Below are 21,121 nucleotides of genomic sequence, written 5' to 3' on the forward strand. Positions count from 1 at the left end.
CCCTGCTCCCCGTCTTCCGCCCCTGGCCCACGCTATCTTGCGCTCCGAACCCGGTGTCACGCAGCGAGGAGCCGCCATGGAGCACCAGAACCCGGATTACCGCCTGGACACGGAGGCCCTGTTCACCTCGGCCGCCTTCGTCATGGACCTGGGCATCCAGCCCGTGGACATCCGCCCCGGCGAGGTGGAGGCCCGGCTGGTGGTGCAGCCCCGCCACCTCCAGCAGGACGGCGTCATCCACGCCGGTGTCCAGGCGACGCTGGCGGACCATACGGCGGGCGCGGCGGCCTTCTCCGTGGTCCGCAAGGGCCAGCGGGTGTTGTCCACCAGCTTCACCGTCCACCTGCTCCAGACGGCGTCCGGTGAGGAGCTGCGGTGCAAGGCCCGGGTGCTGCGCGCCGGCCGCCGGCTCATCGTCACGGAGTCGGAGGTCCACGCCGTCTCCGGCGGCACGCCCCGGCTCGTGTCGAAGACCACCGTCACCCTCGCGGTGATGGAGCCCCGTTAGGACGGCGACACGAGCAGCAGCTGGATGAGGGCCCGCGCCACCTCGTGCTTGCTGCCCTGGAGTTCATGCTGCGCGCCCGAGCGCGTGAGCACCGTCACCCGGTTGGTGTCTGTTCCAAAGCCCGCCCCAGGGGCCGTCACGTCGTTGGCGACAATCGCGTCCAGCCCCTTGCGCTCCAGCTTGTCGCGCGCGTGCGCCACCACGTGCTCCGTCTCCGCAGCGAAGCCCACCAGCACCGGCCGCTTCGGCTGTCCCGCCACCTGGCGGGAGGCCTCCGCGAGCACGTCCGGCGTGCGCACGAGCGCCAGCGCCTCGGGCGAAGCCGAAGCGCCCTTCTTCACCTTCTGCGGCGCGCGCGTCTCCGGGCGCCAGTCGCTGACGGCGGCCGTGGCGATGAACGCATCCACTGCGCCCACCCGCGAGAGCACCTCGCGCGCCATGTCGTCCGCGCTCACCACGTCCACCACGTCCAGGCCGCCGCGCTCCACGGGGCCCACGGGGCCGAGCACCACCGTCACCTCGGCGCCCAGGCTCCGGGCCGCGTGCGCGAGCGCCATCCCCATCTTCCCCGTGGAGGGATTGGAGATGAACCGCACCGGGTCCAGGAACTCGCGCGTGGGGCCCGCCGTCAGCAGCACCCGCTTCCCCGCCAGCGGGCCGGCGCCGAAACGCGCCGCGACCGCCTGGACGATGGCCGGGACGTCCGCCAGCCGCCCCTCCCCCACGTCACCGCAGGCCAGCATCCCCGCGCCCGGGCCCACGCGCGAGAAGCGCGGGTAAGCCAGCAGGGCCGCCAGGTTCTCCTGCGTCAGGGGGTTGTCCCACATGGCCACGTTCATCGCCGGCGCCAGCACCACCGGCCCGCGGAAGGCGAGCAGGGACGTCGTCACGGCGTCGTTCCCCATGCCGGCGCGGATGCGGGCCAGCAGGTCTGCGGTGGCCGGCGCCACGACGAAGGCCTCGCCCCAGCGCGCCAGGTCCAGGTGGCCGAAGTTCCCCTCCTGGGCGGGGTCGAAGTAGTCGGTGAGCACAGGGTGCCCGCTGAGCGCCTGGAAGGTCAGCGGGGTGACGAACTGGCGCGCGGACTCCGTCATGGCCACCCGCACCTCGGCGCCCGCACGCGACAGTTCCCGCACCAGCTCGCAGGCCTTGTACGCCGCGATGCCGCCCCCCACGCCGACGACCACCCGGCGGCCTCTCAGTGTCGTCACGTCCATGCGGCTTCCTAATGCGCGGGGAGGCGGGCTCGCAACCGTCGCTGCAGGGCCTCAGTGCCCCCTCATCACGACGTCACCACTCGAAGGCACATCCACGACGCGGACCTCCGGTCCGCCCGGGGTCTCCACGTGGAAGTGGGCCCACACCAGCGTGTACCGCCCGGGTCGCAGGCCGCTCAGGCGGACCTGCTCCGACCGGGGCTGGTACACGAGCTGCGCCCAGCGCGAGCGCATCAACGCCGTCGCGGGAGGATTGCCTACCGCCCCCAGCTCTCCCGCGACGAGCCACAGCGCCCGGCCCCGCTCCGGCTTCACCTGGACGGACAGCGACGCGGTGCCCGGGGCCGGCCCCAGGTCCAGCGACATCTCCGAGCCGCCGACCTGCACCACCAGCGCCGGCTCGCCGGAGAACTCCCGGTTCGCGCCCAGCGCGAAGCGATAGTTGCCCGGGGAGACCTCCACGCTGTAGCCGCCATCCGGCCCGGTGACGATGGTGAGCGGCTCGCCGCGGTCCGCGTTGGCGGCCACGACCTCGACGCCCGCCGCGGGGCTCCCGTCCTGGCGGTACACCCGGCCGCTCAAGCGCGTGGCCTGCCGCAGCTTGAGCTCCACCGGCCCCCGTGCGCCCCGCTCCAACGACTGGGTGGCGCTCAGCCGCCCCTTGCGCGCCGTGAGCGAGTAACGCGTCACATAGGGCGGGCTGGCCACCGTGAAGGTGCCGTCCGGCCCGGAGAGCACGGAGTCGTCACAGACGTCGCACGACACCACGGCATCCGGCACGGGCCCACCGCCCTCGTCGACCACGCGGCCCGAGACACCCGGCAGCTTCTCCAGCACCAGGTCTCCCAGGTCGGGCGAGGCCGGGCGGTCCACCATCTGCGGCTCGTAGCCCGCCGCGTCCACCGACGCGATGACGCGGTCGCCCGCCGTGGGCAGCGGCAGCTCGAAGCGGCCATCCGGTGCATTCACGTCGTGCTCGTCCACGCGAAAGCGCCGCACCGGCTCGCCGTCGTCGCCCATGACACGCCCGCGAAAGACGTCGCGCTTCTTGAGCACCACTCGCACCGGTGGGCCACCGGCCTTGCCCTCTGCGCGCTCGACCTGGTCATAGCCCGGGTGCCGCACCTCCAAGCGGTACCCCCGGTCCGGCCGCAGCGCGCGGAACTCGAAACGGCCGCTCGCGTCAGACTGCACGGGCTCCGCGCCTCGGGGCACCACCACCAGCGTGGCGCCCGCCACCGGCGCGTTCTGCCCGTCCACCACCTCACCACTGAGCGGCGCGCCGGGCCTCAGCTCCGCCTCCAGCTTCAGCGACTGCCCATCCGTCAGCGTCACCTCCCGGCGCTCCGACGGCTGATAGTCGGGGTGGGACGCCATCATCGAATACGTGCCCGCGGGCATCCCGCGCATCGGGACCATGCCATCCGAGCCGGACGGCCGGTCACTCCGGAAGATGCCCTGCTGCTCCACCCACAGCAACACGTCCGCGCCTTCCACGCGGCGGCCCTCGGCGGAGACCGTCACCTCCAATGACGCGCGGGGCTCCAGCGCCAGTTGCACGTCGGTGGCCGGCGCCGTCACCTTGAGCTGCCCGCCGCCCCACTCCGAGTGGTGCGCATGCAGCTCGTACAGCCCCGGCGTGGGCACCTGCGCGATGAAGCGCCCCTCCGCGTCCGCCAGCGTCGACGCGCCCGTGGGCTGCACCAACACGGACACACCCGGCGCGGGCCGGCCGTAGACATCCAGCACCTGCCCGCTGATGACGGTGGCGCGCGCCATCTCCAGCTCGAGCGCCGTCTCCTGGGGCGTCACCTTCGCGGGCAGCTGCGCATCGCGGAAGCCCTCGGCCTGCCCGGTCAGCACATAGTTGCCCACGGCCAGGGGGCCCAGCGTCACCAGCGCGCCGGCGCCACCGCGCTCCTGCCAGACGACCTCCCCCGTCGGCATGCGCAGCAGCAGCTCAGGCTGAGGCACGGGCTGGCCCGCCTCGTCCACCACCGTGACGAGCAGACTCCCCGCTTCCTCCAGCGCCAGCGTCACCTGGGTGACGCGCTTGTCCAGCGTCAACACGCGGGGCACGGACGCCAGGCCCTTGGCCTCCGCGGTCACCACCAGTTCGTCCGGATACAAGCCGGTGAAGCGCACCGGAGCGCCATCCGTGCGCAGCTCCCGCGACAGGTGGTCCGCGCGCAGCCGCACCCGCGCGGCAGCGGGGGCGCCGTTCCGGGTGACGCGGACCTCCAGGGTGCGCTCGGGCATCAGCTTCAGGCGCACGGGCTGGGGCCCCGCCTCCACCTGGGACTCCACCGCGGGCAGGTACCCCTCCGCCGTGGCCAGCACATAGAAGGGCCCTTCGCCCAGGCCCGTCAGGGTGAAGCGGCCATCCGCGCCGCTCGTGGCCGCGAAGGGCAGCGGCGCCCGCCGCGACGTTCCGTGCACGTGTGCCCCCGCCAAGGGCCGGCCGGCTTCGTCCACCACCTGCCCCACCAGGGTGCGCAGCGGAGGCAGGTACAGCTCCACCGGGTCTCCTGGCGCGGCCCGCTCGCGAAGCGCGACGCCCAGCCCTGGCGCGCGGGCCCACACGGAGAAGGACACGCCGGCCAGCTGCTCGAAGCGGAAGCGCCCTTCCGCGTCCGTGTGGACCGTGGCTCTCGGCGTCAGGAAGCCCTGCTGCTGCTCGAAGAACGCCCGCGTGTGCAGCGCCGTCTCACGCGCCGGGCAGGACAGGAGCGCCTGGCCACACGCCTCACAATGGACGCCCAGGAGCGTCCGCTCCGCGCTGGCGGCCAGGAACACCTCCGCGCCCGCGACGGGACGGCCCGAGGCGTCCAGCACCCGTCCCGTGAGCGCCAGCCCCTCGCCCGCGGAGGAGGATACGTCCACGGCGGCGAACGCTGGCAGGGCCTTGCCGGTGGCAGTGTGCGTGTCGCGAGCGGCGGGCGCCGTCTCCGTGCCGGGCCACAGCCACACCCCTGCCGCGAGCAGGGCCGCCATCACGCCTATGACAATCCAGTTGCGCATGCGCAGACGGCGCGGACCTTAGCCCGGGGCCGGGCGCGGAACGGCCGATTCCCCCTGGAAATTCCGGACGCGTCTACAGCTTGTCTTCGAGGTCATCCAGGCGCTTCTCGACTCGCTCGAAGCGCTCGTGGGTCGAATCCGCCATGGAGACCAGCAGCCGGGCCATGCGGCCCGCGTGGGCCTCCATCCGGCTCAGGCGTCCCGACACGGAGCCCAGCCCTACTGTCATGGACTCGATGGTCGACATCATCGTCTCCATGTTGCCCATCATGGAGTCCATGTTCGACTGCATGGTCGTCATGTTCGACTGCATGGTCGTCATGTTCGACTGCATGGTCACCATGTTCGACTGCATGGTCACCATGTTCGACTGCATGGTCGCCATGTTCGCATGCATGGTCCCCATGTTCGCATGCATGGTCCCCATGTTCGACCGCATGGGCCCCATGCTGGCTCGCAGGGTCCCCATGCTCATCAAGATGCCTTCGACCTCCCCCTGCGTCGCCCTCAGCTCCTGGCGCAGCTCGGCCACCTCACCCAGGAACTTCACCACCACGTCGCCGCCCACCGCTCTCGCCATGCGTCGCCCTCCGACAACGGAACGGCGCGAACGTACCTGGGGCGTCTGACGTATATCGGACAGCGAACGAAGCTGCTTCGGGCGACGGGGAGCCATGGCGGTGGAGTCTACTCCTCTGCGAACGGCGCAATCGCCTGGGCCACGGCCAGCTCCTGCCGCGCCTCGCTGAGCTCCGAGTTGGTGGCGCGAAGCCGGTCGCTGAGCACCTGGACGAAGCTCCAGAGCATCTTCACCGCCAGGATGGACTCGCGCTTCATCAACCCCATCAGGTCCGGCCGCGAGATGACCATGGTGCGCGTGGGCTCGGTCGCTCGCACCGTCGCGGAGCGCGGCGCGTTGTCGATGAGCCCCATCTCTCCGAAGTGGCCACCCGCGCGCAATTCGGCGATCTCCACGCCGTTCTTCTCGATGGCCACCCGGCCCCGGATGACGACGAAGAGCTCCTCGCCCGGCTGCCCCTCCACCACGATTTCACGGCCCGCGGGATACGTGCGCGTGGTGGCGATGGACAGCACCGCCGTCTGCTCCTTGTAGGTGAGGTGACGGAAGAGAGGAATCTTGCGCAGCGCCTCCATGCGCGACTGCGCCTCGCTCGACTCCTCGTTGACGGTGGCGCCTTCACCCGCGACCTTCACCACCACCGCGGTGATGTTGTCCTTGCCACCGCGCTCGTTGGCGACGTCGATGAAGCGCTTGGGCAGGTCCGCGGGCGCGATGCCGGAGATGAGCGGAAGGACCTCCTCGTCCTCGACATAGCCGTGCAGGCCGTCCGAGCAGAGGATGAACATGTCCCCAGGCACCAGGTCCACGATGAGCGTGTCGACCTGGACGGACTCCTGGATGCCCACCGCGCGGGTAATCACGTTGCGGTACTGCGAGGTGGCGGCCTGGTCCTTGGTAATCGTGCCGGCCTTGAGCTGCGCGGCGACCAGCGTGTGGTCCTCCGTCAGCCGGTGACACTGGCCATGCCGCACCAGGTAGACACGGCTGTCACCCACGTGGCCGATGACGCCCTTGTTGCCGCCCACCGCGAGGCACACGAACGTCGTGCCCATGCCGCGCTTGGTCGCGTCCGACATCGCCGTCCGGTAGATGTCCGCGCACGCGCGCTGGACGGCCACCTCCACGAGCGCCGCCGCCGCGGAGCGACTGTCCGGCGTCGGGTTGTTGCCCAGGTCCTTCAACAAGTGGCGGTTGGCGGAGATGTGCTGCTTGACGACCTCCGTGGCGCGGTTGCTCGCGACCTCGCCGGCCGCGTGACCGCCCATGCCGTCGGCAACCACATAGAGGCCGAGTGGAGCATCCACCAACATCGCGTCTTCGTTGTGCTGCCGCTTGCGGCCGACGTCGGTCAGTCCAAAAGCTTCTGTGGTCAAGGCCACCGCGAACACTCCCGTGTGTGACAGAGGGCGACTCCGCACGTTACGCAGGCCCACGAAGACGTGGCAAGGCTCAGGGAGCCATCCTCACGGTCAGCATCCGCACAAAACCGCTGGCCGTGTAGAAAGCGACCTCCACCTGGCCGAAGCGCAGCCGGGCCCCATCCGCCACCGGAACCGCTCGCCGGGGCACCAGCCGGACGCCCCCCGCCCAGGAGCCATTCCTGGACCCGGCGTCCGTCAGCAGGAAGCCCGCAGCGCCTTCCTCCCGGCTGAACCAGGCGTGGAACCGGGACACGCTCCCGTCGTCCAGGACCACGTCGTTGTTGCCCGTCCGCCCCACGGTCATCCCCCGCCCGAAGGCGTTCGTCCGTGTCTTCACGACGGGAAACACCAACGGCCCGCTGGCCCCCAGCGTGGGGGCCCCCGCGTTCGTCACCGTCTTCAGACGGTACTCCTCCGCGTCCCCGCCGCAGCCTTCCTCCGCCACCGGAGTGAAGACGAGCAGCGCGGCGGGCAGGTTCCGCTCGAAGACTTCTCGGTTGCGGAGGTATCGCGAGACATGGGCGCTGAGCGGCTCGGGCATACGCGGCGTGTGAACAGGGGCTCCCGAGCCACACTCTACGCAAAGCCTAGCGCCAATCCACGAACAACCCGACCATCGGGCCACCTACGAAGAAACGGCCAAGGCTGCGGCGCTTGTAGCCAAAGGGCTCGGCATAACCCACAGCGAGCCCGCCGCCGACGGCCCCGAACTGGTAGCCCAGGTGGACGCGGCCCTCGATGAGGCCCGCGACGCGCCGGTCGTTCTCCAGCCCATCGTCGAAGTCCGCGCCATAGAAGACGGGACCGCCGGTGACCTGGAAGCCCCAGTGCACCTGGCCGGGCAGGTGGTTCCGGTAGCCCACGCCCACCTGCGGGCTGTGCTGGTAGAAGGAGCGCACCGCGTTCTGCGGCTTGCCCTCTTCGGCATCGGGGAACGCGAGCCCCCACGACAGGCTGCCCTCCAGCAGCAGGGCGAAGGCGTCCTTGCGGTCCTGATAGAAGGTGAACTGCCACTGCACCTTCGTCTGGGAGGCCACCAGTCCGCTCTGGGCGCTGACGCCCAGGAACACGCCGCGAGGCGCCCAGGCGGGCGTCGGAGAGCGGTGCTCCCGAGGCCGCTGCGGCTCCTGCGCGCCCGCGGAAGAGGCCAGACCCAGAACACCCACCAGCACAACGGGAAGCTTGCGGAGCATGGGAGCCACTTCCCGCCATGACGCGGCCCGCTTGTCAACGGACTGTTCATCTGGTTATGACACGCCTTGTTACCTTCGGATGGGCCCAGGCCGGGGAAGTCCTCCCGGAACCGCTCGCCGCGGGGCACAAGGAGCGGGACCCCGCATGCCAGTCGTGACAGTCCGGGCCGGAAACAAACAGCGCCCGGGTAGGTTCGACGTACTCGTCCGCAAGACCACGGAGAAGGTCTCCGACTTGCTTGAGGAGAGTGACCGGGTGCTCGTGGTCTACGAGCAGGGCTGCGCGAGCCTCTACTACGAGCAAGAAGGCGACATGACCCACCCGCCCGGGGTGAACCGCCCTTCCTGAGAGCGGGCCTTGGCTACACCGCGCGCCGGCGCAGGGGCATCGTGAGGCAGCGGACGCTGCCGTTGCCGCGCTCCAGCGCCTCGATGTCGACGCTCGCCACCTCGATGCCGGCCTCCTTCGCCAGAGGACGAAGGCCCACCGAGGCGCTCTCCGAGGCGAGAATCAGGTGGGGCCCCACGTAGATGAAGTTCGACATGAAGCCGCTCTCCCCTTTCGGCTCGAAGGGGATGACGCGGCGGCCCCGCTGGGTGAAGTAGCCGTCGAAGGGCTCCCAGTGCGGCGCCACGCCCTGCGTGAAGACCTGGATGGGCGTGTGGCGCAGGAAGGCGCGCGCCACCACCGCATGGGGCCCCAGCACGTTGAAGGCCAGGTCCAGGTGGATGATGCCCAGGCCCTCCGGGATGCGGACGACGGCGGCCTCGCGGAAGCCCGAACGCCACGCCAGCTCCAGGAAGGGCTGAAGCGCCCGCGCGTCGCTGCGCAGCCCCACGTTGACCAGCAGGCGCTCCGCGTCGAGCACGAAGACGTCCCCGAACTCGATGCGCGCGGACGTCGCGGCGTCGTCGCTCGACAGCTCCGGCTGGAGCTGTGACAGCGCGCGGTGCGCCACGTCGAACTCCGCCAGCCGCACGGGGAAGGCCGCCGTGCCCGTCACCAGCTGACGCCCGAGCACCGCCGCCGTGTCGCGGACGAACACCCGGTTCACCGTGGTGTCGCTCACCGCGCGCTCGCGCTCCGGGAGCAGCTCCCACAGGTCAATCGTCTGGCAGCCCAAGCGCGTCAGCGTGTCCCGCAGCCGGCCAAAGGCGTCCTCCGCCTCACCGCGCGTGACGGGCCGCATGAAGCCGACCGCCGCCGCCTCCTCCGCGCTGGTGACGTCCAGCGCCGCGGGCCGGAACACCGCCACGCAATCCAGCTGGCCTGATTCGGACCAGCACTCGAACTCGCTGAACGCCATCTGCAAGCACCTGTCGTCACAGCGGTGAGTCAGCCCGGACACCTGCCGCTGAGCCCCCACTTGGAAAGCGCCAACCCCCCTGCTTGAGCGCTGGCACCAGAAATTTACCTCAAAATTCCGTCAAGACTAGTCGGATCCAGAACGATTTCATAATAATCACGATCTGCAGGATTACACCCCCGGTCCGTGAGTTTCGATGAAACCATCTTCTGGTGTCTCACAGACCCCTGTGGATTCCCCTCTGGCCTCCGGTGTGTCCGGAGGCCGCACGCGCGATGAAATCGAGGCGTGGCTTCGGGCCTACGTGGCCGAGTCCGCCGAGCTCGCGCCCGAAGCGGTCGACCCCCAGGAACCCTTCGTTCGTTACGGGCTGACGTCGAAGGACGCGGTGTTCTTGTCGGGGGAGCTGGCGGACTGGCTGGGCCGCGACGTCTCGCCCACCATCCTGTGGGAGCACCCCACCATCGACGCGCTCAGCCAGGCGCTCGGACGTGGCACCGCGCCCGTGACGGACGCGCCCGCGACGCCCGTCACCGAGGCCGCGCGGGACGAAGCCATCGCGGTGGTGGCGCTGGGGTGCCGCTTCCCGGGAGCCCCGACGCCAGAGGCCTTCTGGGCGCTGCTCCAGCGTGGCGGAGATGCCATCACCGAAGTCCCCGCGGACCGTTGGGACGCGGCGAGCCTCTACTCGTCGGACCCGTCGACGCCCGCGACGATGAACACGCGATGGGGCGGCTTCCTCGAAGACGTCGGCGCGTTCGACCCGCTCTTCTTCGGCATCTCACCTCGCGAAGCCGTGCGGATGGATCCGCAGCAGCGCCTGCTCCTGGAAGTCGCGTGGGAGGCGCTGGAGCGCGCGGGACAGGCACCGCAAGGACTCCAGGGCAGCCGCACGGGCGTCTTCGTGGGCATCAGCACCAGCGACTACGCGCAGCGGCAGTTCGGCGACCGCTCCTTGCTGGATGCCTATGCGGGCACTGGCAACGCGCACAGCATCGCGGCCAACCGGCTGTCGTACGTCCTGGGCCTGCGGGGTCCGAGCATGGCCGTGGACACCGCGTGCTCGTCGTCGCTCGTCGCGGTGCACCTGGCCTGTCAGAGCCTCCGCGGCCACGAGTGCGACCTGGCGATGGCGGGCGGCGTCAACCTCATCCTGTCGCCCGAGCTCACCATCGCCTTCTCGCAGGCGGGGATGATGGCTGCGGATGGGCGCTGCAAGACGTTCGACGCAGCGGCCGACGGCTACGTGCGCTCCGAGGGCTGCGGCATCGTCGTCCTCCAGCGCCTGTCGGATGCGCTGGCCTCGGGCGCGCCCATCCTGGCCGTCATTCGCGGCTCGGCCGTGAATCATGACGGGCTCAGCAACGGCCTCACCGCGCCCAGCGGCGCAGCGCAGCAGGACGTCATCCAGCAGGCCCTCCGTCAGGCCCGCCTGTCGCCAGCGCAGCTTGGCTACATCGAAGCCCACGGCACGGGAACGCCGCTGGGCGACCCGATTGAGCTGGCGGCGCTGAGCGCCGTGCTCTCACCGGGGAGGACGGCCGAGCAGCGCTGCTTCATCGGCTCGGCGAAGAGCAACATCGGCCACCTGGAGGCGGCGGCCGGCATCGCGGGGTTGATGAAGACGGTGCTGGCCCTGAGCCACGGCGAGATTCCGCCGCAGGTCCACCTGCGCGAGCTCAACCCGCACATCGCCCTGGATGCGACCCGGTTCCCGATTCCCACGCGCCCGGAGCCGTGGCCCCAAGCGCCCGGCGCGCGCGTCGCGGGGGTCAGCGCCTTCGGCTTCGGTGGCACCAACGCCCACGTCATCCTGAGCGAGCCCCCGTCGCGCCCCGCGGATGCACCTCGCGTCCCCGAGCGCGGCAGCCAGGTCCTGACGCTGTCCGCCCGGAGCGATGCGGCCCTGCGGAGCCTGGCCCGGCGGTATCAGGAGCACCTCTCCCGGCCGGACGCCCCCGCGCTGGCGGATGTCTGCTTCACCGCGAACACCGGCCGCAATGCGTGGCCGCATCGGCTCGCGCTCACCGCGAGCTCACCTGGGGAGCTGGCGTCGCGGCTCGAAGCCTTCGCCCAGGGGCACGCCGTACCCGGGCTGCATCAGGGCGAGGTGCAGCGTGGCGCCGCGCCGCGAATCGTCTTCCTGTATCCCGGCCAGGGCACCCAGTACCCCGGCATGGGACGGCAACTGTTCGACAGCGCGCCCGTCTTCCGGGAAGCCCTGGAGCGCTGCGACGCGCTGCTCCGCCCACATCTGGAGGTCCCGCTGCTGTCGGTGCTGTTTCCGACGACGGACGCCACCGCGCAGCTCATCCACCAGACGCGCTACACCCAGCCGGCGCTGTTCGCGCTGGGCCATGCCCTCACGGAGCTGTGGCGTTCGTGGGGCGTGGTGCCAGACGCCGTCATGGGCCACAGCGTGGGCGAGTTCACGGCCGCGCACACGGCGGGCGCGCTCGGGCTGGAGGAGGCGCTGGCGCTGCTGGCCACGCGCAGCCGGCTCATCCAGGCCCTGCCCCAGAACGGCGCCATGGCGGCCGTCCTGACGGATGAAGCCACGGTGCGCATGGCACTGGAGGGCGAGCCCCTGGTGGACGTCGCCGCCATCAACGGGCCACGGCACGTCGTCATCTCCGGTGAGCGCGAAGCAGTCCACCGCATCACCACGGCGCTCCAGGCGCAAGGCATCGAGTCGCGACCGCTCACCGTCTCCCACGCGTTCCACTCGCCGCTGCTGGAGCCGATGCTGGATGGCTTCGAGCAGGTGGCCCGCATCCTGCCCGCCCACGCGCCGCGCCTCCCGCTCATCTCGAACCTCACGGGCGAGCGCATGTCCCAGGCCCCCGACGCCGCCTACTGGCGACGGCACGCGCGCGCGCCCGTGCAGTTCTTCAAGAGCCTCCAGGCGCTGACGCAGGCGGGCCCGGCGCTGTTCATCGAGCTGGGCCCGCACGACACGCTGCTCGGCATGGCGAAGCGCTGCGTGCCCGAGAGCGCGAGCCTGTGGCTGCCCAGCCTGCGGCGTCAGCAGGATGCCTGGGAGACGCTGCTTGGCAGCCTCGGCGCGCTGCACACGCGCGGCGTCACCATCCCATGGAGCGCCGTCGACGCGGACCACCCGCGCCGTCGTGTCCCGCTGCCCACCTACCCCTTCGAGCGTCAGAGGTACTTGCTGGACTCCACGCTCCCCTCTCCTGCCCACACCCCGACGATGATGCCCCAGACCTCCGCCGCAGCGCCCGCCGTGTCACGCAAGGAGCGCATCCTCACCGAGCTCCGCGCGGTCGTCGCCTTGCTGCTCCAGGCGCCTCCCGAGAAGCTCGACCCGCGCATGTCCTTCCTGGAGATGGGCGCCGACTCCCTCGTGTTGCTGGACGCCATCCGCAACGTGGAGAAGCGCTTCGGCGTGAAGCTGGCCATCCGTCAGCTCTTCGAGGAGCTGACGACGCTGGACGCCCTGGCGAGCCACCTCGACCAGACGCTGCCCGCGAGCTTCGCCCTGAGCCCCGCGCCAGCGGCGACGAGCGCGCCCGCGCCGCTCCCCGTGAGCGCGCCGGCCGCCACCGCGAACACGCTCGCCGCGCCTCCGGGGAGCGCCGTCGAGCAGCTCATCCAGCAGCAGTTGCAGCTCATGGCGCAGCAGCTCGCGCTCCTGGGCGGACGTCCCGCCGCGCCGCTGCCGCTCCCCGTCGCGACGCAGGAAGCCCCTGCCCCCAAGGCGGCGCTCGCGAACACCGCGAAGGCTGGAGGCGCGTCACCCTTTGGCGCGGGGCCGAAGTCCGGCGCGCCCGAGCGCGAGCTTCCCGCGGCGCAGCAGCGCCACCTGGACGCGTTCATCACGAAGTACACCGCGCGCACGAAGCGCTCGAAGGAAGCCGCCGTCCGCTACCGCGCGAAGTGGAGCGATGTCCGCTGGCTGATGAACTTCCGCGCCGAGCTGAAGGAGGTCTGCTACCCCATCGTCAGCGTGCGCTCGAAGGGCTCGCGCGTCTGGGACGCGGACGGCAACGAGTACATCGACTTCTCCATGGGCTTCGGGGTGCACCTGTTCGGTCACAACCCGCCCTTCATCATGGAGGCGCTGCGACAGCGGCTGGCGGAGGGCATGGAGCTGGGCCCCCAGTCGGACCTGGGCGGACAGGCCGCGGAGCTGCTCTGCGAGCTGACCGGGATGAAGCGCGTCACCTTCTGCAACTCCGGCACGGAGGCGGTGATGACGGCGCTCCGGCTGGCGCGCGCCGCGACGGGCCGCACCAAAATCGTGATGTTCACCGGCTCCTACCACGGCCACTCCGACGGCACGCTGGTGGTGGGGCGCATGGTCAACGGCGAGCCCCAGTCGCTGCCCATGGCCGCGGGCGTGTCTCCCAAGGTCGTCGAGGACGTCCTCGTGCTGCCCTACGGAGAAGACCGCACGCTGGAGCTCATCCGCGAGCACCTCCACGAGCTGGCGGGCGTCCTCGTGGAGCCGGTGCAGAGCCGCCGTCCCAATCTCCAGCCACGGGCCTTCCTCCAGGTGCTGCGAGCGATGACGCGTGAAGCAGGCGTGCCCCTCATCTTCGACGAAATCATCACCGGCTTCCGGCTCCATCCGGGTGGCGCCCAGGCCTGGTACGGCATCGAGGCGGACCTGGCCACTTACGGCAAGGTGCTCGGTGGCGGCATGGCCATTGGCGCCGTCGCGGACCGGGGTGGCTTCGTGGACCGCATCGACGGGGGCGACTGGAGCTACGGCGACGCGTCCTACCCCGCCGTCGAGACGACCTTCTCCGCGGGCACGTTCTGCAAGCACCCGCTGACCATGGCGACCACGGTGGCCACGCTGAGCCACCTCAAGGCCCAGGGGCCCGAGCTCCAGGAGAACCTGAGCCGCCGCGCCGCGGACCTGGTCGCGCGCCTCAATGACGTCTTCCAGCGCGAGCAGGCGCCCATCGAGGCGATCCACGGCGGCTCGGTGCTGCGCTTCTCCGCCGCGGGCAACACCAGCTACCTGTACCAGTCGCTGGAGATGGACCTGTTCTTCTGCCACCTCATCCAGCGCGGCATCTACATCTGGGAGGGGCGCACGTGCATGCTCTCCACCGCGCACTCGGACGAGGACCTCGACACCATCGTCCGCGCCGTCACCGAGACGGTGAGCGACATGCGCGCGGGCGGGTTCTGGCCACGCGCCACGCCGCCCGAGCCCACCCGCGTGGAAGCGCGCACGCTGCCGATGACGGAGGCACAGCGGCAGTTGTGGGTGCTCGCCCAGATGAACCCCGGCGGCTCCATCTCCTACAACCTGTCGATGAGCCTGCGGCTCGAAGGCGCGCTCCAGCGCGAGCTGCTCCAGCGCGCCATCCAGCACGTCGTCGACCGGCATGAGGCCTTGCGCATCCACGTCCACGAGTCCGGCGAGCAGCAGACCGCCGCCGCTTCGCTGCCGCTGCCCCTGACGCTGCACGACCTCTCCACCCTGCCCGCGCCAGAGCAGGCCGAGCGCCTCTCCGCCTGGTACGAGCAGGAGAGCAACACGCCGTTCGACCTGCACCGCGGTGCGCCCTTCCGCGTGAGTCTCTTGAAGCTGGGCGCGCAGGAGCACGTCTTCGTCCTCACCGCGCACCACGTCTTGGTGGACGGCTGGTCGCTGGGCGTCATCGTCCGCGAGCTCGCCGCGCGCTACACCGAGCTTCTGGGCGGCAAGCGCAGCGCGCCCCCGCCCGCGATGCAGTGGGGCGAGTACGTGCAGTGGCTCCAGCAGCAGACCGGAACCCAGGAGCAGACGGCCCATGAGCGCTTCTGGCTGAGCCGGCGCGTGGAGACGCTGCCCGCGCTGGAGCTGCCCATCGACCATGGCCGCCCCGCGCACCGCAGCTACCGGGGTGCCCGGGAGACGCTGCGGCTGGACCGCGCCACCACCCAGTCCCTGCGGGAGGCGGCGGCGCAGCAGCAGTCCACGCTCTTCATGCTGCTGCTCTCCGTCTACACCACGTTCCTCCACCGCCTGACGGGCCAGGATGACGTGCTGGTGGGCATTCCCACCGCGGGCCGGGGGATGGAGGGCAGCGAGGACCTGGTGGGCTACTGCTCGCACCTGCTGCCCATCGCGAGCCACGTCCAGGGCGAGCAGACGTTCTCCGAACACGTCCAGGGCCTCAAGCAGGTGCTCTGGGAGGCGTATGAGCACCAGGACTATCCCTTCGCCCTGCTCATCAAGCGCCTGGGACTGCCGCGCAGCACCAGCCACACGCCGCTCGTCAGCGCCACGTTCAACCTGGAGCGCCCGCTGGGGAACCTCCAGATGGACGGCCTGCGGACGCACTTCGTCCCGCAGCCCGTTCGCTACGCCGCCTTCGACCTGAGCCTGAACGTCATCGACGCCGAGGACGGGCTCGTCCTGGACTTCGACTACAACACCGACCTGTTCGAAGCGGCGACGCTGGCCCGCTGGGCCCAGGCCTTCCGCACGCTGCTGACGGGCGCGCTCAAGCAGCCGGAAGCGCGCGTGGCCGACCTGCCGATGCTCACCCCCGCCGAGCGCCGCAAGGTCCTGGTGGCGTGGAACCAGAATCAGGTGGGCTACCGGGAGGACCTGCTCACTCACCAGTTCATCGAACAGCAGGCCGCCGCGAGGCCCGGCGTGCACGCGGTGGAGCTGGACGGCCAGAGCATCACCTACGCCGACTTCAACCGGCGCGCGAACCAGCTCGCGCACCACCTGCGTGGACTGGGCGTCGGGCCGGGCATGCTCGTGGGCGCCTTCATCGACCGCTCGCCGGAGATGTTGGTGACGTTGCTGGCCATCCTCAAGGCCGGTGGCGCCTACGTGCCGCTGGACCCCGCGCACCCCGTGGAGCGGCTGCGCTTCCTGCTGGATGACGCGCGCGCGGCCGTGCTGGTGACGAAGCAGGCCCTCGCGGAGCGGCTGCCCGCGCACACCGCGAAGGTCGTCCACCTGGACACGGACGCCGTCACGCTGGCGTCCTGTCCCACGGAGAATCCGCCCAACACCGCGACGGCCACGGCCCCCGCCTACGTCATCTACACGTCCGGCTCCACGGGTGAGCCCAAGGGCGTCGTCATCAGCCACGGGCAGATGGCGGTGCACTTCCAGGACATGCAGCTCCACTTCGAGCTGACCGAGCGCGACCGCGTGTTGCAGTTCGCCTCGTTCAACTTCGACGCGTCCCTGGAGCAGATCCTCCCGACGCTCATGACGGGCGCCACGCTGGTCCTGCGCGGCAACCAGGTCTGGACGCCCGAGGAGCTGGCCCGCCGCGTCGTCGAGCAGCGGCTGTCGGTGATGAACTTCCCCACGGCGTACTGGCAGCAGCTCACGCAGAGCTGGGCCGAATCGCCGCCGGCCATCGGCGCCCATGACTTGCGGCTGGTCATCATCGGCGGTGACACCGTGCTGCCCAAGGTGCTGGAGCTGTGGCAGCAGGGCCCGCTGGGCAACGTGCGCACGCTCAATGCCTACGGCCCCACCGAGACGCTCATCACCGCGGCGACGTTCGACATCCCCAAGGGCTGGAGCGCCACGCGCGTCCCCATTGGCCGGCCGCTGTCGAACCGCCCCTGCTACGTGCTGGACCGGCACGGCGCGCCCGTGCCCATCGGCGTGGCGGGCGAGCTGCACATCGGCGGGCCGCTGGTCGCGGCGGGATACCTCAACCGCCCGGAGCTCACCGCGCAGCGCTTCGTGCCAGACCCGTTCAGCGACGACCCGGCGGCGCGCCTCTACCGGACCGGAGACCTGGTCCGCTACCGCCCCGACGGCGCGCTCGAGTTCCTGGGGCGCACCGACCACCAGGTGAAGGTGCGCGGCTTCCGCATCGAGCTGGGCGAAATCGAGTCCGCGCTGAGCGCGCACGAGCACGTCCAGGAGGTCGTCGTCACCGTCCGCGAGGAGCCGGGCGCGCTGGCCGGACATGACAAGCGGCTGGTGGCCTACGTGGTCCCCTCCGCGCAGGGCAGCGTGACGCCCGCCGCGCTCCGCCAGTTCCTGCTGGAGAAGCTGCCGGACTACATGGTCCCCGCCTTCTTCGTGCTCCTGGAGGCCCTGCCGCTCACGGCCAGCGGGAAGCTGGACCGCAAGGCGCTGCCCGCGCCCGACCCGGAGGCCAGCGCGCCCACGCGCCCCTTCGTCGCGCCGCGCACGCCCACCGAACAGACGCTGGCGGACGTGTGGATGAAGGCCCTGCGCCTGCCGCGCGTGGGCGTCCACGACGACTTCTTCGAGCTGGGCGGTGACTCGCTGCTGGCCACGCAGGTGGCCTCACGGCTGAGGGACGCGCTCAAGGTGGAGCTGCCGCTGGAGCGGCTCTTCAAGCAGACGACCATCGCCGGGCTCGCGGAGCACGTGGACACCGTCCTGTGGGCGTCGCGCGCGGTAGAAGACACCAGCAACGGCGCAAGCCGTGAAGAGGGGGAGCTGTGAACACGATTGATGGACTGTTGACCCGGCTGCGACAGCACGACGTGCGGCTATGGATGGAAGGCGAGCGCCTGCGCTTCAACGCCCCACCGGGCGTGATGACGCCCGACCTGCTCGGGGAGATGAAGTCCCGCAAGGAGGAGCTGGTCTCCTTCCTCCAGCAGGTGGGCCAGTCGCTCCAGAGCGCCGCGGACCTCATCCCCGCCGGCCCTCGCGATGGAGAACTGCCGCTGTCGTCCGGCCAGCAGCGCATGTGGTTCCTGGAGCAGTTCCAGGGGCCCAGCGGCGCGTACAACATGCCCGCCGCGTTGCGGCTCGAAGGCGCCCTGGACGTCGCCGCGCTCCAGCGGAGCCTGGACGAAATCGTCCGCCGCCACGAGGTGCTGCGCACGCGTTATGGCCAGCACCAGGGTCAGCCGTTTCAGCGCGTCTTGCCGCCCGCGTCCGTGACGATGCCCCAGGTGGACCTCCAGCACCTCCCCGCCGACGCGCGCCAGGCCGAGGTCCGGCGGCGCGCGACGGAGGAGGCCGGCCGGCCCTTCGACCTGTCGAAAGACCTGCCCCTGCGGATGTCCCTGCTGCGGTTGGACCCACGCGAGCACGTGCTGCTGCTCACGCTCCACCACGTCGCCTGCGACGGCTGGTCCCTGGGCGTCCTCATCCGCGAGCTGGCGGCGCTCTACCGCGCGTTCAGCACGGGCGAGCCCTCACCGCTGTCCGAGCTGGCCCTTCAGTACGGTGACTTCGCGCGCTGGCAGCAGGAGCGCGCCACCCGGGGTGACCTCCAGCCGCACCTCTCCTGGTGGCGCGACCACCTGGCCGGCGCCCCCGCGCTGCTGGAGCTGCCCACCGACCGGCCGCGCCCCGCGAACCAGCGCTTCCACGGCGCGACCCACCGCTTCACCGTGCCGCCGGAGCTGACCGCCCGGCTCAAGCAGCGGAGCCGCGAGGCGGAGGCCACGCTGTTCATGACGCTGCTGTCCGCGTTCGGCGTGCTCCTGTCGCGCAGCAGCCGGCAGGAGGACCTCGTCATCGGCACGCCCATCGCCAACCGGGTGCCCCAGACGGAGCCCCTCATCGGCCTCTTCGTCAACTCGCTGCCGCTGCGGCTCCAGGTGGACGGCGCGCGGCCGTTCTACGAGCTGCTGACCCGCGTGCGCCAGGACACGCTGAGCGCCTACGCGCACCAGACGCTGCCCTTCGAGCAACTCGTCGAAGCGCTCCAGCCCGCGCGCGACCCGAGCTACGCCCCGCTGTTCCAGGTGCTGTTCACGCTCCAGAATACGCCGTCCGAGGTCCTATCGCTGTCCGGCCTCACGCTGGAGCAGCTGGAGTTCGAGAGCGGCACCACGCAGTTCGACCTCTCCCTGTCGATGGCGGAGACGGCGCGAGGACTGGTCAGCGAGCTGAACTACAACACCGACCTGTTCGACGCGGCCACCGTCGAGCGGATGTCCGGGCACCTCCTCACGCTGCTCGCGGCCATCGCGGAGGACCCCACCCGGTCCGTGCGTGAGCTTCCCCTGCTGACCGGGCCCGAGCGCCTGCGCCTGCTGCGGGAGTGGAACGACACCGCGCGCGACCTGCCCCTGCCCGGCAGCCTCCACGGCCTCTTCGAACAGCAGGCCGCTCGCCGCCCGAACGCCACCGCCGTGCGCTTCGAGTCGCGCGCCCTGACGTACCGGGAGCTGGATGAACAGGCGAACCGGCTGGCGAACCACCTGCGCCAGCTCGGCGTGGAGCCGGGGCACCGCGTGGGCATCTTCCTGGAGCGCTCGGTGGAGCTGCTCGTGGGGCTGCTCGGCATCCTGAAGGCGGGCGCGGCGTATGTGCCGTTGGACCCGCTGTATCCGTCGGACCGGCTGGCGCACATCCTGGACGACAGCGGCGTCTCACTGCTGCTGACCGAGCCGGAGCTGGCCGCGCAGGTCCCCGCCTATCTCGGCAAGCGCATGGTGATGGCCGAGGCCTCCGGCGCATCCACGACGTCGCCCCAGGTGACGCTCGCGGGCACGAACCTGGCCTACGTGCTCTACACGTCCGGCTCCACGGGCCGTCCCAAGGGCGTGGCCGTGCCGCACGCCGCGGTCGTCAACTTCATGGCGTCCATGCAGCGGGCGCCTGGGATGACCGAACAGGACACGCTGTTCGCCGTGACGACGGTCGCCTTCGACATCTCCGTGCTGGAGCTGTTCCTGCCCCTGAGCGTGGGCGCCAGCGTCGTCATCGCCAGCCGCGAGACGGCCCTGGATGGCACCCGGCTGATGCGGGCGCTGGCGGAGAGCGGGGCCACGGTGATGCAGGCCACGCCGTCCACGTGGCGAATGCTGCTGACGCTGGGCTGGCAGGGCAGCCCCACGCTGAAGCTCCTCTGCGGTGGAGAGGCGATTCCTTCGGAGCTCGTCGAGCCGCTGTGCTCGCGTGGCGCGTCCCTGTGGAACATGTACGGCCCCACGGAGACGACCATCTGGTCCACCACCACGCGCCTGGAGCCGGGGCGCCGCATCACCCTGGGCCGCCCCATTGGCAACACGCAGGTGTACGTGCTGGACGCGGCCCTGCACCCGGTGCCCCTGGGCGTGACGGGCGCGCTGTACATCGGCGGACACGGCGTGGCGCAGGGCTATCTCCACCGTCCGGACCTGACGGCGGAGCGCTTCGTGCCAGACCCCTTCGGCCAGGTGCCGGGCGGCCGGCTCTACGACACGGGCGACCTGGTGCGCGCGCTGCCGGACGGCACGCTGGAGTACCTGGGCCGCGGCGATGGACAGGTGAAGCTGCGCGGCTTCCGCATCGAGCTGGGGGAGATTGAAGCCCGGCTGGCGCAGGTGCCGGGCGTCCTGGAGGCCGCCGTCAAGCTGTGGGACGTGTCGGGCCACGCGGAGCTGGTCGCCTACGTGCGCTCCGGCGCCGAGGCCGCGGCCGAAGCCTTGTCGATTCGCCAGCACCTGGCCGCCCACTTGCCGGCGTACATGCTGCCGAGCCACTTCGTCACGCTGGAGTCCTTCCCCCGGACGGCCAACGGCAAGCTGGACCGCAAGTCGCTCCCCGCGCCGTCGGCGAACCCGCGCGCCTCGGCGGCCTACGAGGCGCCGCGCACGCCCACGGAGGTCCAGCTCGCGGCCATCTGGCGCGACGTCCTGGCGGTGGATCAGGTCGGCGCGCGCGACAACTTCTTCGACCTGGGGGGCCAGTCGATGAAGGCCGTCCAGGTGGTGGCGCGCATCCAGGAGTCCTGGAAGGTGGAGGTGTCCCTCCGCGTCCTCTTCGAGCACCCCACGCTCGACGCCCTGGCGAAGCACCTGGAGACGCTCCAGCAACCCGGTGCGCCCGCCGCGCCTCCGCCGCTGGTGGCTCGGCCACGACAGGCCCGCCGCGTCCAGGCCGCGACGCGCGCCGAGCTGAACCTCCCTGACTCGACTTCCTCGAAGAAGGAGTAGCGCCCCGGGTCC

Annotated in this window: 11 protein-coding genes; 4 read left to right on the forward strand and 7 right to left on the reverse strand. The window is 71.0% G+C overall.

Features of this window, described 5'->3' with window-relative positions; translation table 11 throughout:
• Positions 1-76 precede the first annotated feature (76 nt).
• Positions 77-508 (forward strand): PaaI family thioesterase, encoded by a 432-nt coding sequence (locus tag G4D87_RS01885; protein WP_163777824.1) that lies wholly within the window; start codon positions 77-79, stop codon positions 506-508.
• Here G4D87_RS01885 and coaBC read toward each other — a convergent pair.
• The 6 genes from coaBC to G4D87_RS01915 form a co-directional block, all read right to left on the reverse strand.
• Positions 505-1,725: a bifunctional phosphopantothenoylcysteine decarboxylase/phosphopantothenate--cysteine ligase CoaBC gene (gene coaBC / locus G4D87_RS01890; protein ID WP_163777827.1), complete on the reverse strand. Its 1,221-nt coding sequence runs from the start codon at positions 1,723-1,725 to the stop codon at positions 505-507. The two genes, G4D87_RS01885 and coaBC, sit on opposite strands and share 4 nt — an antisense overlap.
• A gap of 51 nt (positions 1,726-1,776) precedes the next feature.
• On the reverse strand, positions 1,777-4,746 hold the full coding sequence (locus tag G4D87_RS01895; protein ID WP_163777830.1) for a carboxypeptidase regulatory-like domain-containing protein: 2,970 nt from the start codon (positions 4,744-4,746) through the stop codon (positions 1,777-1,779).
• A 73-nt stretch (positions 4,747-4,819) separates the two neighbouring features.
• The gene (locus G4D87_RS01900) at positions 4,820-5,326 is read right to left on the reverse strand and encodes a hypothetical protein (RefSeq protein WP_163777833.1); all 507 of its coding nucleotides are present in this window, start codon (positions 5,324-5,326) and stop codon (positions 4,820-4,822) included.
• Between the two features lie 107 nt (positions 5,327-5,433).
• Positions 5,434-6,717 carry a Stp1/IreP family PP2C-type Ser/Thr phosphatase gene (locus G4D87_RS01905; protein WP_163777883.1) on the reverse strand — a complete coding sequence of 428 codons (1,284 nt, stop codon included), beginning with the start codon at positions 6,715-6,717 and terminating at the stop codon, positions 5,434-5,436.
• Between the two features lie 61 nt (positions 6,718-6,778).
• Positions 6,779-7,291: an FHA domain-containing protein gene (locus tag G4D87_RS01910; protein WP_163777836.1), complete on the reverse strand. Its 513-nt coding sequence runs from the start codon at positions 7,289-7,291 to the stop codon at positions 6,779-6,781.
• A 46-nt stretch (positions 7,292-7,337) separates the two neighbouring features.
• Positions 7,338-7,943, reverse strand: coding sequence for a hypothetical protein (locus G4D87_RS01915; RefSeq protein ID WP_163777838.1), 606 nt, complete (start codon positions 7,941-7,943; stop codon positions 7,338-7,340).
• A 145-nt stretch (positions 7,944-8,088) separates the two neighbouring features.
• Here G4D87_RS01915 and G4D87_RS01920 point away from each other — a divergent pair, with 145 nt between their 5' ends.
• Positions 8,089-8,292, forward strand: coding sequence for a hypothetical protein (locus G4D87_RS01920; RefSeq protein ID WP_163777841.1), 204 nt, complete (start codon positions 8,089-8,091; stop codon positions 8,290-8,292).
• Between the two features lie 13 nt (positions 8,293-8,305).
• Here G4D87_RS01920 and G4D87_RS01925 read toward each other — a convergent pair whose 3' ends face one another.
• Complete coding sequence (locus tag G4D87_RS01925; protein WP_163777843.1) at positions 8,306-9,250, reverse strand: arginine deiminase family protein; 945 nt, start codon at positions 9,248-9,250, stop codon at positions 8,306-8,308.
• Positions 9,251-9,446: 196 nt separating this feature from the next.
• On the opposite strand from G4D87_RS01925, the gene G4D87_RS01930 reads away from it, so the two are divergent.
• Positions 9,447-17,672, forward strand: coding sequence for a non-ribosomal peptide synthetase/type I polyketide synthase (locus G4D87_RS01930; RefSeq protein WP_163777847.1), 8,226 nt, complete (start codon positions 9,447-9,449; stop codon positions 17,670-17,672).
• A complete protein-coding gene (locus G4D87_RS01935) occupies positions 17,669-21,109 on the forward strand; it encodes a non-ribosomal peptide synthetase (RefSeq protein WP_163777850.1) in 3,441 nt (1,146 codons plus the stop codon). Before G4D87_RS01930 ends, G4D87_RS01935 begins: the two co-directional genes overlap by 4 nt.
• Positions 21,110-21,121 lie beyond the last annotated feature (12 nt).

Source organism: Myxococcus vastator, from assembly GCF_010894475.1.
In the GTDB taxonomy this organism is placed as follows: Bacteria; Myxococcota; Myxococcia; order Myxococcales; family Myxococcaceae; genus Myxococcus; species Myxococcus vastator.

Coding starts and splice junctions, on each gene's coding strand:
- G4D87_RS01885 (WP_163777824.1), top strand. CDS start 77: ATGGAGCACCAGAACCCGGATTACCGCCTGGACACGGAGGCCCTGTTC.
- coaBC (WP_163777827.1), bottom strand. CDS start 1,725: ATGGACGTGACGACACTGAGAGGCCGCCGGGTGGTCGTCGGCGTGGGG.
- G4D87_RS01895 (WP_163777830.1), bottom strand. CDS start 4,746: ATGCGCAACTGGATTGTCATAGGCGTGATGGCGGCCCTGCTCGCGGCA.
- G4D87_RS01900 (WP_163777833.1), bottom strand. CDS start 5,326: ATGGCGAGAGCGGTGGGCGGCGACGTGGTGGTGAAGTTCCTGGGTGAG.
- G4D87_RS01910 (WP_163777836.1), bottom strand. CDS start 7,291: ATGCCCGAGCCGCTCAGCGCCCATGTCTCGCGATACCTCCGCAACCGA.
- G4D87_RS01915 (WP_163777838.1), bottom strand. CDS start 7,943: ATGCTCCGCAAGCTTCCCGTTGTGCTGGTGGGTGTTCTGGGTCTGGCC.
- G4D87_RS01920 (WP_163777841.1), top strand. CDS start 8,089: ATGCCAGTCGTGACAGTCCGGGCCGGAAACAAACAGCGCCCGGGTAGG.
- G4D87_RS01925 (WP_163777843.1), bottom strand. CDS start 9,250: ATGGCGTTCAGCGAGTTCGAGTGCTGGTCCGAATCAGGCCAGCTGGAT.
- G4D87_RS01930 (WP_163777847.1), top strand. CDS start 9,447: ATGAAACCATCTTCTGGTGTCTCACAGACCCCTGTGGATTCCCCTCTG.